A 14,974-nucleotide genomic window follows, 5' to 3' on the forward strand; every position below is an offset into this window, starting at 1 on the left:
CAACGTCGCCGTCGTTCACGCCGCTTAATGCGCTGTGTCGTCCACCTTCGAACGAATGACTGCTGCGATAGAGGTCTCCGACCTCCGCAAACGCTACGGTGACGTGCAAGCGCTCGACGGCGCGTCGCTCACCGTCCCCGAGGGTTCTTTCTTCGGCCTTCTCGGACCCAACGGGGCGGGCAAGACGACGTTCATCAACATCCTCGTCGGACTGGTGCGGAAATCCGGCGGCGAGGCGCGGGTGTTCGGCCACGACGTCGAAACCGACTACCAGGAGGCGCGCGACGCTATCGGACTCGCGCCACAGGAGTTCAACGTCGACCGCTTCTTCCCCATCAAGGAGGTGCTCGAACACAAGGCGGGCTACCACGGCATCCCGGCCGACGAGGCCCGCGAACGCGCCGACGACGTGCTGCGACGCGTCGGTATCTACGAGAAACGAAACACGCGGTTCGACTGGCTCTCCGGCGGGATGAAGCGACGGTTCGTCCTCGCGCGTGCACTCATCACCGAACCCGACCTGCTCATCCTCGACGAACCGACCGCCGGTGTCGACGTCCAACTCCGACGGGACCTCTGGAACCTCATCACCGAACTCAACGACAACGGGACGACCATCCTGCTCACGACCCACTACATCGAGGAGGCCGAACGCCTCTGTGACGAAGTCGCTATCCTCGACTCGGGCAGCGTCGTCGAAGTCGCCAGCCCCGAGGACCTCATGGACCGCGGCGTCGACAAGATAACCATCTCGTTCCGCGAGTCGCCCACGTCAGCGCCGGCGCTCACCGCCGGCAACGGCCACATCGAGGACGTGGAACTCGTCGACGGCCGCCTCGTCGTCACCGCACGCCAGGGCGGCGTCGTCGCACCCGACATCGTCCGCGAACTCGACCGCGAGGGCCACGAAATCGTCGACCTCGACATCTCCAGAACCTCGCTCGAAGAGGTGTTTGTCGAGATGACGGAGGGCCAATCCTCGAACATCGAGGGGGCTACCCAATGAGCTATCTCCCCACTGGATTCAAGACGCTCGTCCGACGCGAGATTCTTCGGTTCGTCCGTCGTCCGCGTAACACCTTCGCGCCACCCTTCATCACGAATATCCTGTACTTCTCGGTGTTCGGCGTCATCCTCGGCGAACGCATCCGCGAGATATCGGGCGTCCCCTACATCGTCTTCATCCTCCCCGGTCTCGTCGTCCTCGGGGCCGTCTCGAACGCCTTCGAGAACGCCTCGTTCAGCATCTTCCACGGCCGCTGGAACGAGTACATCCACGAGACACTGACGTCGCCGCTCTCCTACGGGCAGATGGTCTGGGCGTACATCGTCTCCAGTGCGACGCGCGGCGTCATCGTCGGCGTGCTCATCGCCGTCCTCGGCCTCGCCATCATCAACCCGTTGTACGCCGCCAGCGTCGGCGTCTCTCGACCGTTCTATCTCGTCGCGTTCATGCTCGTCATCACGCTGTTGTTCGCGAGTCTCGGCGTCGCAGGCGGTCTCTGGGCGGAAGATTTCGACGACCTGACGATGATGAACCAGTTCATCCTCCGGCCGTTGGTGTTCTTCGGCGGCGTCTTCTACTCGCTGTCGGACATCCCGCCGCTGCTCCGTGACGTGTCGCTCATGAATCCGATGATCTACATGGTCAACGGCGTCCGCTACGGGTTCATCGGCCGTGCAGAAGTGAACCCGAACCTGTCGCTTCTCGTCTTGCTCGTGTTGACGGGTCTGGTCGCCGCGCTGGACGTCTACCTGTTCAAACGCGGTTACGGACTGACAGAATAGGGTGCGCCGTTTCGGCCGACGCGGGCCGTGACATCGAGGTTCGCAGGTTGTCCGAAGAACTGGTATTCGTCCCTATCAGCCACCCCACTCGCCACCGATGTCCGAGGCGACCATCGAGCGCCAGTCGCGGAACTCGTTTTCACACCCGGGATACTCGTCGATGTGAGCGATGAATCCCGCACCCGCATCTGTCAACTTCCCACCACAGAACGGGCACGTCTCGGGACTATCCCAGTTTCGTGTGGTTGTCGGTCCTACACTCATACAGGTGGCCAAATGTTCCCCTCGATAATAAAACTTTGGTCAAACGTAGGGACATTGGCCAAATCACTTCCGGTATCGAAACCTAAATACTGGTCGTTTGTCCGTAATCGTGAACGATGCCGACGAAGAACTGGCCGTTCGTTCGGAACGTCCCGTTCGCTGTCTCGATGGAACGTCGCGACAATCGTCGCGCGCGGTGTGATACCGTTCACCGGAACCGAGGCTATTTTGTTCGGCGGTGATATATCCAGTGTATCCGACTGATGCCCGATAGGAGCCCTCCACCCAAGTCGCGTGGCCGTGAGTACGGGCGCGCACTCCTCGTTCTCTGCTGTGCGGCCGCGCTCGTCCTCGCTGCATCGCTCGTCCCTGCACTGGCCGGCAGCGCCCCCGCCGACGCACTCGTCTTCGTGGAAGGCGGGTCCGACGGCGACAGTTCCAGTGGGGGTCGCAGTGGACTCGGCGCACTCGACAACGGAAACCGGACGGACGTCGGCGGGTCGCTCGGCAACCAGAGCGACAACGCCTTCCAGTCGCTCGGCACCGAGACACACTTCACCGTCCAGAGTACGACAGGCGCGTACTGGCGCACCGGCTCCTACGACCGCTACACCGGCAGTGGCTGGACACAGACCGGCGACTCTCGACCCTACGACGGGTCCGTCGACCTCGACGGTCTCCGCGACACCGAGGTCAGCTACGAGGTGACGCTCGAACGCTCGGCGACGTCGCTCCCGACGGTCTGGATGCCGCAACGTGTCTCACTCGACGAACAGTTACGGGTCACGCCCGGCGGTGCACTCCGTGCGACCGAGTCGGTTCCTGCCGAAACGACGTACACCGGACAGAGCGTCACGCCACCCAGCGACCCGGCACTCCTCCGGTCGGCCGGCCGCGACTACCCTCCCGATGTCGCAGACCAGTACACTCGCCTCCCCGATTCGACGCCCGACCGCCTGACGGCGTTCACCGACGAGTTGACCGCCGACGCGAACTCGCCCTACGAGAAAGCCGTCCGAATCGAGCGCTGGTTAGAGGCGAACAAGACGTACTCGCTGGACGCCAGCCACGACACCGGAGCGGACGTGGCCGACCAGTTCGTCTTCGAGATGGACGAAGGCTACTGTGAGTACTTCGCGACGACGATGGTCACGATGCTCCGCTCGCAGGACGTCCCCGCCCGCTACGCCGTCGGCTACTCAACCGGCCAGCAGACCGACGAGAACAGCTACACCGTCCGAGGGATGAACGCCCACGCGTGGGTCGAAGTCTACTTCCCCGACGTCGGGTGGGTCCAGTTCGACCCGACACCCGGCGCGGCACGCCTGCAGGAAGAACAAGAAGCGTTCGAGGCGTCGAACGAGAACGGAAGCTACGCGCCGACCGAACAGGGAAGCCCGGGTGAGACGTCCTCGATAAACGAGAGCAGTTCCGAGACGCCCGGCGAGGGCAACGGACCGAACGCGGCGGAGACACCACCGTCGGAGCCATCGACACCCGCCTCGGGCGAAGGGACCGCAACCGAGTCGCCGGAGACGACAGACTCGGCCGACCAACCGCAACCGTCGGGGTACGCACTCGACCTCAACACCACGCCCGTTCCCGGTCGCTCGGTGAACGTCACCGTGACGAACGACGGCGTCCCGGTCTCTGGCGTGACCGTACTCTTCAACGACGAACCGGTGGGGACCACCGATAGACACGGGAGCGTCGTCGCCACCGTCCCGTACACGACGGAGTTCACCGTCTCTCTCGCCGGACGAGACGTGGAGCGACAGGCCGCTCTCGGCGCGCCGCCGCGTGGTGACCTCCGATACGCACTCGACGCACCACCGGTGACGCTCCTCGAGAGCGCCCAAAGCAACCAGAGCGCACCCGAGGGAAACACCTCGCAGTCGTATCGACTCGACACGAACGTCTCGCTCTCGCTCACAGGTGAACCCGTCACCGGCAACGAGATTACCCTCGCGGCGACGATTCGCGGCGTTCCCGTCCGCGACGCGGCCGTCGAACTGGACGGCGAACAGGTCACGACGACAGACGACCGTGGCCGCGCACAGGTGACGCTTCCCGACGAGTCAGGAAACGTCACGCTCGCCGTCAGTCGAGACGAGGCCGCCGGTGCGGAGACGCTGACAGTCCGTGGTCTCGGCCTCGCGGTCGAACCGGCGCTCCCACTGTCGCTTCCGCTTCAACCGGTCGTCGTACAGGCCCGCCTCGGCAACCAGTCACTCGCAGGCGCGACTGTCTCCATCGACGGCGAGTCGGTGGGTGAGACGACTGTGAACGGGACGCTTCGGCCGGACCTCCCGTTTCGCGACAGCGTCACCGTCTCGGTGAGTAAGTACGGCCAGACGCGTGAACAGCAGGTGACGGGACTCTACACCAACGCGGCGCTCGTCGCGTTCGTCCCCGGACTTCTCCTCGTCGGCCTCGGAATCAGCGTGGTTCGTCGCGGTGTGACGCCTCGTTCGGCCCTCCGTGTCCTGTCGAGACTCGCCGACCGACTGCTCCGAACGACGCTCGCGACGCTCGTCGGTTTCGCCGCAGTCGTCGACAGCGCACTCCACCGCGCCGTTGACGCCGCCCGCCACGTCGTCGCCACGCTCCGAGCGCTGCTCGAACGGCGACGCGCGCTCGACGAGGTACTCGGGAGTCTTCGCGCGTGGCTACTCGCCCTCGTCGCCTCGAACCGAACGCGGATTCGGGAGGCGAGTCGACGCGTGACGCCGACTTCGGGCGGGCCGTCTACCCCCGCCGAGGAGGACTCCCGGACGATACGCGAGGCGTGGGGGCGGTTCCTCGCCGTCGTCTCCATTCCGCGTGCACGGACGAAGTCGCCGGGAGAGATTGCGACACACGCGATTACCGTCGACGAACTCCCGAGCGACCCCGTCGAGACACTGCGGGACGTCTTCCGCGAAGTCGAGTACGGCGGCCGAGACGCCTCCGAACGGCTTCCCCGGGTCGAAGCGGCGATAACCGCCATCGAAGCGCATCTAGCCGCCCGTCGCGACGGACCTGACGCGGAGACGGTCGAGCGGAGTGACGAGACGAGTGACACGCCCGAAGCGAGCGGTTCGACCGACGGGACCGATTCGACCGAACCGGTCGACCCGGCTGGTCCCACGGGAGGCTCTCGATGAACGGACGAGTCGGATGGAAAGCGCTCGTCTTCGGCGCACTCGGTGTCTTCGTCACGCTCGTTTCGGCCGCCTTCGCCGTCGCTCCCGAGGCGGCCGTGGGGTCGCCGCTCGGGTCGGTCGCCGACACGGTGGCCGACGCCGACACCGAACAGCTGTTGTTGGTCGTCGCCGCCGTCGTCGGTCTCGTCGGTCTCTGGACCGCGCGAAACCACACTCGGACTGACCCCGACGACGCCTTCGACACGTTGACCGAGTCGCCACCGGAGGCCGTCTCCGTCGACGGCGACGTGGTCGCGGGTCGCCAGCTGGACGAGCAGTTCGCCACCGTCGCCGCGGGGAACGCTTCGATACACGACGCGCGGGTGCTGTCGACGCTTCGGTCGACGGCCGTCGACGTTCTCTCGCTTCGGTCCGACGTCGACGACGCGACACGGGCCGTCGCCTGCGGGCGGTGGACCGACGACACCGTCGCCGCGGCGATGCTCGCGGGCCCGGACGGTCCGCGGCCGTCGCTCTGGTCACGAGTTCGACTGTGGCTCGACCCGGTCGCCGAACGCGAACGCCGACTCCGGCGGACGGTCGAAGCCATCGAGACGGCACTGGACGACCGCTCGGAGTCGACGGGTGGTCGGCCGTGACGCTCCACCGGAGCCGTCGCTGGGACGTCGGACTCGTGGGGACGCTCACGTTGCTCGTGGTCGGTCTCGTCTACGCCGACCCGTTGCTCCTCGTGGCCACCGTCGTTCCCCTCGCGTACGTCGTGTTCGGCGCACTCTCGTCTGCGCCGTCTAGCGTCGACCTGTCCGTCGAACGCTCGTTCTCGCCGTCGACACCGGCACCCGGCGAACCGGTCACCGTGTCGCTCACGGTACAGAACACGAGCGATACGACCGTCTCGGACCTCCGCATCGTCGACGGCGTCCCCGAGGAACTGCCGGTGACGACGGGGTCGCCTCGCGGGGCCGCCTCGCTCCGTCCCGGCGGGTCGACGACCGTGACGTACGGCGTCGTCGCCGGCCGTGGCGACCACACTTTCGACGACCCGCTCGTCCGTATTCGGCCGCTGGCCGGGACGAGCGTTCTGACCGACCGACTTCCCGTCGGTGGGTCGGCGACGCTCGCCTGTCACGGCCGAGTCAGCGAGATACCGACGCTACACGCCGTCTCGCGCGTCGGTGCGTTGCCTCGCTCGACCGGTGGCGAAGGACTAGAGTTTCACTCCACCCGCGAGTACCGCGCGGGCGACCCTATCAACCGCATCGACTGGCGACGATACGCCAAGGGCGAGGCGCTCACGACGGTGAACTTCACCGAGGAACAGGTCGCCCGCGTCGCCCTCGTGGTCGACGCTCGCCCCGTCTCACGTGTCTCGTCTCGTTCCGGGTTTCCGACGGGAACCGAACTCGGAGCCTACGCCGCAGAACGTGTCTACGATGCGCTGACGGCCGCCGGCCACGTCGCCAGCGTGTCCGCGCTGGGACTCGACCGAGAAGCGGTCGCGCCGGAGGTACCAGTCGACCCGGACGGGATACCGTGGGTCGACGCGGGGACGGCCAGTGGAACCCGAGCACAGGCCGCCGCCGTATTCGACGCCGTTCGAACGGCCCCGAGGGCGGCGACCGACCGTGTCGACGAGAGGGACGACGAGTACGTCACTCGACTCGACTCACAGCTCCCCCGAGATACGAACGTCGTGCTGTTCTCGCCCGCCCTCGACGATACGCCCGTCTTCGTGGCGCAGCAACTCGCGCTCCGCGGCTACGACGTCCTCCTCGTGAGTCCGAACGTCATCGGCGACGACACGCCGGGCCAGTCGCTCGCGGGCGTCCAACGTCGTGTTCGACTCCAGAAGGCGAGTGGTCGAACGCTGACCACCGCCGACTGGAATCCGACCGACCCGCTCGAACTCCTCTTGCGACGACACCTTCCACGGGTGCTCTCTTCATCATGACCACAGATACCCGCTCCGCCGCTGACCGGCACGCTCCTTCGACTGACGCGCTCGACGGCGACGTCGACAGCGACGCCGCCGAGTCGAACTGGGCACCAGCGCGTCTGAGCACCGCACTCGTCCTCCTCGGAACGCTCGGTCTCACTGCCGTGCTCGTGGCCGAGACGGGGCTCGACACGCCCGTCTTCGTCGGCGGCGTCGGTGCTGTCGCACTCGCGGCGACACTCTGGTTGGCCGACCGCGACCGGTGGCGACTCCCGGCGACGCTCGGCGCCAGTCTCCTGTTACTCCCGGTCGGTGCCGGTCTCGCTATCGGCGTCGGCTACACGCTGTTGAAACAGTTGGCCGGGAGCTACGCCGTCGGCTCCGTCTTCGTCGTCATCGGCCTCGTCGTCGCGGTGTTCGGTGCGGCCGCCGCCGTCCGCGACGTGCTCACCGTCGCCGCACTCCGCCGGATGGCCACCGTCGCCGTCACGACACTCGCGGTACCGTTGGCGTGGTTCGCCGTCCTCGCCGCACTCGCGTTGACGCCTGCTGGCGACCTGCTCGACGAGGGCGTTTCGCTCGCCGAGACGGTGCTCTTTGCGCCGACGCCGGTCGGCCAGCCACATCTCACCACGTTCTGGCTGCTGGTCCTCGGGGTGGCACTCTCGACGCGGACGGTCCTCCGTGCGCTCCCGCTCGTCGAACTCGTCGACGATGACACGACGGCCTCGGTCGAGTCGACGCTGGCCACCCTCGATACGTTCCTCTCTCGACTCGTCCGCTGGGGTGCGCCACTCGTTTTCGTCTTCCTCGTCGTCGACTACCTCGCTCCCGACGCGGTGCTCGGCCGACTGCCGGCGGCGGTGGCCGCACTCCTCCTCGTCGTCTCGAACGCGACGGTGCTCCGAGAACTCCTCTTCGCTCTCCTCGTCGTGAGCGGCCTCCTCGGTGCTGCCCTCTGGGGGCTCAAACGACTCTACCGCGTCTCGACGCACGGAACCGCCGTGGCGTTCACCCCGCTCGTCGGCGGAAGCCTCGTGACACTCGTCGCGTTCATCGACCCACAGGCTATCCTCGATACGCTGCTCACGACCGTCACTGACCTCCTGCCGACCGCGATGGGTGAGGAGTTCAGCTACCTCTCGGGAACCGTCGTCGAGTTCTACGGTCCCGAGACGGTCGTTCTCGGTCTCGTCACGGGGACGTTGTTCGCCGCGACGCTCGTCGTCGGTGGGTTGCTCCTCGGTGCGTGGCTCGGACTCCTCTCGGGTCGTGCGGCCGGTGCCTCGACGGCGAGCAGTGGCCTCCTCGTCGCGGTGGCGCTCTCGAAGACGGTGGGTGTCGGTGCACCGGTCGTCCTCGCTGGTCTCGTCGTCAGCTTGCTCGTGTGGGACGCGGGCGACTACGCGGTGACGATGGGGCGAGAGGTTGGCCGCCGCGGGTCGACGAGTCAGACGGAACTCGTCCACTTCGGCGGGTCGCTCCTCGTGGGGGTTGTCGCCGCCGGAACGGCCGCCGTGCTCGCCGGGCCGATTCGTCGCGGTGTCGTCGACACGAACGTTCCACTCCTCGTCGCACTCGCGGGGGCCGCCGTCGGTGCAGTCTGTTTCGTCGTCGCGCTCCGTGTCGCCGATTGAGTCGCGTTACGAACTGGCGACGGCGGGCACGTCGACGCTATCGAGCACGTCGCGAGCGACGTCGCGAGGGTCGGTGTCGCGGACGGCCGCCTCGGTTCGCAAGACGAGTCGGTGTTGGAAGACGGGGACGGCGACTCGCTTCACGTCGTCGGGGACGACGTAGTCACGTCCCTGGAGGACGGCGACGGCACGGGCCGCCTCGAACAGTCGTTGAATCCCACGTGGTGAGACGCCGACTTCGACGCGCTCGTCGACACGAGTCGCTCGACCGAGGTCGACGACGTAGTCGCGGAGTTTGCCGTCGACCCGTACCGTCTCCGGGACGGCCTGCAACTCGGCGACCACGTCGCCGCGGATAACTGCCTCGACGCTCGGCGACTGGGCGGAGCGACTCGCCCGTCGGTCGATGAGTTCGCGTTCTCCCGCTCTCGACGGATAGCCCATCTCCGTCTTGACCACGAACCGGTCTCGCTGTGCTTCGGGGAGGGCGAAGGTACCCTCCTGTTCGACGGGGTTCTGCGTCGCGATGACGAAGAAGGGGTCCGGCAGGAGGTGGGTCTCCCCGTCGACGGTCACCTGCCCTTCGCCCATCGCTTCGAGGAGCGCCGCCTGCGTCTTCGGTGGAGCGCGGTTTATCTCGTCGGCGAGGACGATGTTCGCGAACACGGGACCGGGGTTGAACTCGAACGCACTCGTCTCTTTGTTGAACACGTTCGACCCCGTGATGTCCGAAGGGAGGAGGTCCGGGGTGAACTGGATGCGTTTGAACGAGAGACCGAGTGCGTCGGCGAAACTTCGGGCGGTGAGGGTCTTTCCCGTGCCGGGGACGTCTTCGAGGAGGACGTGGCCGCGCGAGAGGACACCAGTCAGGACGGTTTCGAGGAACGCTCGGTCGGCGATGACCGCGCCACCGACTGCGTCGAGTACGTCGTCACAGGTGGCTGCGGCCTCAGTGACGTTCATGCGCGTGGCATCACAGAACGGACAGTTGAACGTTGCGCCGCCGAGTGGCGAGAACGGTCTCAGATAGCCTGTCCGCTACGAACGCGCCCCGATAAACCACTATTGGCGATACGAAATGTGGCTGTCTGTCGAATCCATCGAATTCGCGCTCTGTTTCGGACTCTTGCGTGATACGGTGGTAGGGAGGAAACGAGGCTACAACCGCGCTTCAGAACAGAGAGGATGTCAGCCGTCACTCAGTAGTAGGTCGTCTGCTGTCGTTATCGTGAGGTCGAACTGCGAGTGGACGAGGTTGAGTTCGACCGGCGAGTGCCGTTGTGGGTTGAGATGGAAGTGCGCGACGGCGTCGGTCTTTGCGATCTGTCGAGTCAGGATGTTCAGAAAGCGGAAGACGACCTTCAACTCGAACTTCCGGATGACCTCTGAGAGGATGTCAAACCCGATGGCGACTTTCCGCGTCGAATCGGCGAGCGACTGGAGTGCACGTGCGATCGTCACCGAGAGATAGAGACGCTGGCTCTCGTTCCTTCGTCTGCGGTAATCGTTGGCGACGAACAGAACGGCTTTCTCCGCGACGCGAGTCGAATTCGGCGATGACGACCGTCTACTTCGTCCGCCACGCGCACTCGCCGTGGGTTCCCAATCGAGAAGCCGAACGGCCACTCTCCGAGGAGGGTCGTGAAGCGGCCGACCGAATCGCAGATCTCCTCGCCGACGAGGCAGTCGACGCGGTAGTGTCCAGTCCCTTCGCACGCGCACGCGAGACGGTCGCTCCCCTCGCCGAACACCACGGCCTCGACGTCGCTATCGACGAGGGGTTCCGCGAACGACAGTTGACCGACGGTCCCGTCGAATCCATCGGGGAGACGTTCGAGAGTGCCGTCGCTGCAGTGTGGGAAGACTGGTCGTACGCGTGGCCCGACGGCGAGTCAAGTCTCGATGCGCAACGACGAGGACTCGCTGCCCTCGACCGAGTGTTGTCGCGATACGAGAACGGGGCTGTCGTCGTCGGTACACACGGTCAACTGCTCACCTCACTGTTGAACTACTACGACGACCGGTTCGATGCCGACTTCTGGCGCGACAAACTGACGACGCCCGACATGTACCAAGCTGAGTTCGTCGACGGGGAGATAGTGGCCATCGAGCGCCGGTACTCGCCGGATGCGTAAGTCGACCGGTTGAGAGTCCGCACGTGGCAGTCGATTCGACCTGAACAGCACTAAACGTCGACAGCATCTGATTTGCTATCGCATAATACCGTTTACGAAGATCTTGATTGAGCGTGTGCCTACTCCATCTCGTCCCACGCGCCGATGTCGCAGTTTCGGAGTTCACCGTGTGCCTGCCAGCGTCGGGGGCGAAAGGTAATCGAGACGAGACCGAGATACGCTGTGATGACGAGACCCGTCACGACGGCGCCGGGAATCATCCCGATGGCAGCACTGGCTGGCCACCCCGTCGTCGGCATCACCGTGATACGGAACAGCCACGCCGCGCCTAACACGGTGAAGAGCGGGAGGTAGACACGTCGGAGGCGGTGAGCGATGGCCTCCTCGTAGGTAATCTTCGTCGTCGGCGTTCGGTAGTCGCGACTGAGTTTCCGTCGCCACTCGTCGTCTTCGATACCCTGTGAGGGGTCGAGTGCGTACGCGAAGACGTTCTCTTGCAAGAGTCGCACACGCGAGCGCCAGATGTCGTAACCCCGGTACCGACGCGCTTCGATGACGAGAAAGATGCCCACCATGAGGGCACCGACCAGGATTACGTAGTGTGGGTTCGAGGCGTCGGCGAACGCCCAGGTCAGGATGGCGGCCATCACTGTCACCGCCCAGTTGCTACTTCGATCCAGTCGTTCACGCCACATCTTCATGCGGTGAATCTCTCCACGGTAGAGGTGTGCCATCGCCGAACCGGGCGCACTCGTCTCCTCGAAGAACCCCCGTCCGAGAGTCCGTGCTTGCTCGTCGCTCGGGTCGAACGTCGTCTCTGCCGACGACGGTTCAGCGTGACCGGCGACGTCGTCCGACGACGAGTCGGTCGAATCACGCTCGGACGAACGGCGCTGGTCGCTTCGGTTCATACGTGTACTGACTCGGTTGAGCGCAAAAAGTATTGTGCGTCAAGCCCACAGCTATACACGACCTCTTCTCGAGAGTTGCCCTCGAACACCGAGTGGTCCGTGTCATCGTCCGACAGACAATTAAACACCGACGAAGTGAGTTGTTGTCGATGACAGATTCGTTTCGCGGACGACAGCACGAACGTCAGCGTCAGCGCGAGACAGAGAACGAATCGGAGGACGAACACCACGCCTGTCCTGAGTGTAACTCCGACAATCTCGTACACAGCGAGGGGGAGGTGATCTGTGACGACTGTGGACTCGTCCTCGACGAGCAGAACATCGACCGGGGGCCAGAGTGGCGCGCGTTCAACCACTCCGAGCGGCAATCGAAGTCGCGCGTCGGCGCACCGACGACGAAGACGATGCACGACAAAGGACTGACGACGACCATCGACTGGCAGAACAAAGACGCCTACGGGCGGTCGCTCTCCTCCGAAAAGCGCTCACAGATGCACAGACTCAGAAAGTGGCAGGAGCGTATCCGCACGAAAGACGCGGGTGAGCGGAACCTGCAGTTCGCGCTCTCGGAGATGGACCGGATGGCCTCTGCACTGGGTGTCCCCGACTCCGTCCGCGAGGTGGCGTCGGTCATCTATCGGCGCGCACTCAACGAGGACCTCATCCGCGGGCGCTCTATCGAGGGTGTCGCCACGAGTGCGCTCTACGCCGCGTGTCGACAGGAGGGTATCCCGCGTTCGCTCGACGAAGTCGCGGAAGTCTCGCGCGTGCCACAGAAGGAGATCGGACGAACCTATCGCTACATCTCTCAGGAACTCGGTCTCGAACTCAAACCCGTCGACCCCAAGCAGTTCGTCCCCCGGTTCGCGAGTGAGTTGGAGTTGAGTAAGGAGGTCCAATCGAAGGCGAACGAGATTATCGACGTCTCCGCCGAGAAGGGACTGCTCTCCGGAAAGTCGCCGACCGGGTTCGCCGCCGCCGCCATCTACGCGGCGTCGCTGCTCTGCAACGAGAAGAAGACCCAGCGCGAAGTCGCCAGCGTCGCACAAGTCACCGAGGTCACCATCCGGAACCGGTATCAAGAACAGATCGATGCGATGGGGTTGTGAGTCTGCCGAGGCGTCTCGCCGTCGACAGCTTTCGAGTTCGACTCGACTCCACCACGGTGGCTGTGTCGTCGACATTCCGCTCGTTCGAACATATATCACCCTGAAAGCGAAGGGGAAAGATGGAGGCTGATAGGGTGACTACTGATAGTCGCCACCGAACACGACCGATTTCGTCTCGTGTCGGTGCCTACTCTGACACACTGTTGTGGGTAGCTCTGCCCGAACTATCCACGTGGACCCCTCTGACGTCGGCCCTCCTGCCCGGTGGCCGACACTGGGTCCGTTTACGACCGTCCTCTACGGAGAGAGCGGTTCGCTCGTCGCTCGCTTCGGACGTCCACCCGCCGCCGTCGGTCTCGGCGAACGCGTACGTCCGGTTCAGGTGGTCGACGATGGTCTCGACTGTCTCCGAACTGTACGTCCAGAACCCGTAGAACTGTCTCGGCTCACGCTCCTCCGCGACGAGGGCACACGCGTTTTCCCTCGTGCCGCCGCCGTCGTAGACGACGAACCACGAGCGTTCGAGTTCGGTCGTCGATTCGAGATGAAGACGAAGTTCGTCACAGGTCGTCTCGGTGCCGTCGGGCGTCGCGTAGGCGTGGACGCCGAGTCTGTCGCGCGCTCCGAGTCGTTCGTACACGTCGCGTTGCGTCTCGAACGACGAGACGGTCTGGAACCCGGCGTGGAGTTGTCCGCGCCCTGCCCGCCACGCGCGGTCTTCGATTTCACGTGAGGCGGCGACCATCCGGCCCGTGTCGAAGGAAGTGAACGTCGTCTCGTCTACCGCATCGAGAATCGGCTGGTACGACCCTTCTGCGAACTCCGGTCGCTGGGGGTCGTCGTCGTCCAAGAGTTCGGCGACGCTCGCGGCCGTGAGAAAGCGGCCGTCCTCGCCGAGGACGACGTAGGTTGCCGGTGTACTGCTCGACTGTTCCTCGACGATACGGACGTTTCGGTCGACGAAGTACTCGCGAAGTTCGTCGGCCACCTCTGCGTCGGCGTTGACGACGGTGAGTGTCTGCTCGCGACATTCGACGCCCGAAATCAGTTCCGAGAGCGACATTCGGTTGGTATGGAGAAGGGCGACACTCACTTGTGTGTTACGTCCTCTCAGCGATGTCTTCGTACCAGTGACCCCCACATCGGTGCCGAACGATTCGACGCGGCCATCGGGTAAGCGAGCGGCTGGTCGTGTCGTTTTACCCCTGCGCATTATATGTATAATAGCTACTGATCAGAGGGGGTTTCTATCTAACCACTACGCTATTACAGACAGAGGCCGTTCGATGAATTGCAATTCGATCTCCTGCCCGGAGGACGTTTCGAATTGTGGCATTCCGGATTCGTGACCGGGTGTGAGCCATAGCCCCCGGCGCGATTCTTCGAACCAACTCTCTCGACTCAGAGCACCTCCTCGACGAGATACCTCACTCAACTTGTGAAGAGTTGTCTGACGAACGACTGACGGAGTTTCTTACCTCCCCCGCCGAAACCACATGCCATGCCTGGATTAGGTGACGCCCGGGGACGGTCACCGGCGAACGACTCGCTCCGTGAGCGGTGTGTCGCACTCTTCTCTTCTCGTGACGGTCAGACTCGTCAGGGTCCGCTCGTGACGCACGAACTCGTCAACGGGTTGTTGCTCCTGATGGGAGTTCGACTGCTTCTCACCGGTGTGTTCGTCTATCTGGTCTCGTCGAATCCGCTCCTCGTCGTCTTCTTCCACCTCGTGTTGTCTATCCCGCGACTCGTCCGTCGCTTCTCGGCCGACGATGGGCGAGTCGCCAACTGGCGCGACGAACTGACCGACCGACTCCCCGTCCTGCAGTCGTCGGAGTCGGAGCGCACGGCCCGTTCGTCGCGTTCATCTCGTTCGTCCCGTTCGTCCCGAATGTCTCGGACGTCACGTTCCCGTTCGTCTCGCTCGTCGCGCTCTCGCTCGACGAAAGAACGACTCTGAGGCGACGCCGTCGGTTTGATAACGGTGACGGGTGTCGACTCAGTCGGTGAGCGGTTATCTACTCACATCAACACTTCCTCATCTCGGT

At 64.5% G+C, this 14,974-nt stretch carries 14 protein-coding genes; 9 read left to right on the forward strand and 5 right to left on the reverse strand.

The annotated features are described in order from the left end of the window. Positions 1-55 precede the first annotated feature (55 nt). Together BM083_RS01265 and BM083_RS01270 are read left to right on the forward strand one after the other, a co-directional pair. Positions 56-1,006 carry an ABC transporter ATP-binding protein gene (locus BM083_RS01265; protein WP_089868271.1) on the forward strand — a complete coding sequence of 317 codons (951 nt, stop codon included), beginning with the start codon at positions 56-58 and terminating at the stop codon, positions 1,004-1,006. Beyond that, on the forward strand, positions 1,003-1,788 hold the full coding sequence (locus tag BM083_RS01270; protein WP_009732958.1) for an ABC transporter permease: 786 nt from the start codon (positions 1,003-1,005) through the stop codon (positions 1,786-1,788). Before BM083_RS01265 ends, BM083_RS01270 begins: the two co-directional genes overlap by 4 nt. Positions 1,789-1,863: 75 nt before the next feature. On the opposite strand, the gene BM083_RS01275 is transcribed toward BM083_RS01270, so the two are convergent. Beyond that, positions 1,864-2,052, reverse strand: a complete 189-nt coding sequence (locus BM083_RS01275; RefSeq protein WP_089864705.1) for a DUF7501 family protein — start codon at positions 2,050-2,052, stop codon at positions 1,864-1,866. A 263-nt stretch (positions 2,053-2,315) separates the two neighbouring features. On the opposite strand from BM083_RS01275, the gene BM083_RS01280 reads away from it, so the two are divergent. From BM083_RS01280 to BM083_RS01290, 4 genes are read left to right on the forward strand one after another with little or no spacing between them, the layout of a single operon-like run. Next, entirely contained in the window at positions 2,316-5,198 is a 2,883-nt protein-coding gene (locus BM083_RS01280; RefSeq protein ID WP_089864707.1) for a transglutaminase domain-containing protein, read from the forward strand. Further along, complete coding sequence (locus BM083_RS22660) at positions 5,195-5,836, forward strand: DUF7269 family protein (RefSeq protein WP_143085646.1); 642 nt, start codon at positions 5,195-5,197, stop codon at positions 5,834-5,836. Before BM083_RS01280 ends, BM083_RS22660 begins: the two co-directional genes overlap by 4 nt. After that, the gene (locus BM083_RS01285) at positions 5,833-7,149 is read left to right on the forward strand and encodes a DUF58 domain-containing protein (RefSeq protein WP_143085647.1); all 1,317 of its coding nucleotides are present in this window, start codon (positions 5,833-5,835) and stop codon (positions 7,147-7,149) included. The genes BM083_RS22660 and BM083_RS01285 overlap by 4 nt, the downstream gene beginning before the upstream one ends. Beyond that, positions 7,146-8,771, forward strand: a complete 1,626-nt coding sequence (locus BM083_RS01290) for a DUF7519 family protein (RefSeq protein ID WP_089864711.1) — start codon at positions 7,146-7,148, stop codon at positions 8,769-8,771. The genes BM083_RS01285 and BM083_RS01290 overlap by 4 nt, the downstream gene beginning before the upstream one ends. Before the next feature lie 6 nt (positions 8,772-8,777). Here BM083_RS01290 and BM083_RS01295 read toward each other — a convergent pair whose 3' ends face one another. Together BM083_RS01295 and BM083_RS24200 are read right to left on the reverse strand one after the other, a co-directional pair. Beyond that, a complete protein-coding gene (locus BM083_RS01295; RefSeq protein WP_089864713.1) occupies positions 8,778-9,734 on the reverse strand; it encodes an AAA family ATPase in 957 nt (318 codons plus the stop codon). A 225-nt stretch (positions 9,735-9,959) separates the two neighbouring features. Further along, on the reverse strand, positions 9,960-10,397 hold the full coding sequence (locus BM083_RS24200) for a DUF7504 family protein (RefSeq protein WP_449404997.1): 438 nt from the start codon (positions 10,395-10,397) through the stop codon (positions 9,960-9,962). On the opposite strand from BM083_RS24200, the gene BM083_RS01305 reads away from it, so the two are divergent. Continuing rightward, positions 10,328-10,906 carry a histidine phosphatase family protein gene (locus BM083_RS01305; protein ID WP_089864720.1) on the forward strand — a complete coding sequence of 193 codons (579 nt, stop codon included), beginning with the start codon at positions 10,328-10,330 and terminating at the stop codon, positions 10,904-10,906. The genes BM083_RS24200 and BM083_RS01305 overlap by 70 nt on opposite strands. A 119-nt stretch (positions 10,907-11,025) precedes the next feature. Here the strand turns inward: BM083_RS01305 and BM083_RS01310 are convergent, their stop codons facing one another. After that, positions 11,026-11,817: a DUF2270 domain-containing protein gene (locus BM083_RS01310; protein WP_177197504.1), complete on the reverse strand. Its 792-nt coding sequence runs from the start codon at positions 11,815-11,817 to the stop codon at positions 11,026-11,028. Between the two features lie 149 nt (positions 11,818-11,966). Here BM083_RS01310 and BM083_RS01315 point away from each other — a divergent pair, with 149 nt between their 5' ends. Then, positions 11,967-12,926, forward strand: coding sequence for a transcription initiation factor IIB (locus tag BM083_RS01315; RefSeq protein WP_089868273.1), 960 nt, complete (start codon positions 11,967-11,969; stop codon positions 12,924-12,926). Positions 12,927-13,113: 187 nt separating this feature from the next. On the opposite strand, the gene BM083_RS01320 is transcribed toward BM083_RS01315, so the two are convergent. After that, positions 13,114-14,019 (reverse strand): DICT sensory domain-containing protein, encoded by a 906-nt coding sequence (locus BM083_RS01320; RefSeq protein WP_245756813.1) that lies wholly within the window; start codon positions 14,017-14,019, stop codon positions 13,114-13,116. 408 nt (positions 14,020-14,427) lie between these two features. On the opposite strand from BM083_RS01320, the gene BM083_RS23055 reads away from it, so the two are divergent. Then, a complete protein-coding gene (locus BM083_RS23055; RefSeq protein ID WP_089864725.1) occupies positions 14,428-14,886 on the forward strand; it encodes a hypothetical protein in 459 nt (152 codons plus the stop codon). Positions 14,887-14,974: the final 88 nt, after the last annotated feature.

Source organism: Halogranum rubrum (assembly GCF_900114455.1).
Lineage (GTDB): Archaea > Halobacteriota > Halobacteria > Halobacteriales > Haloferacaceae > Halogranum > Halogranum rubrum.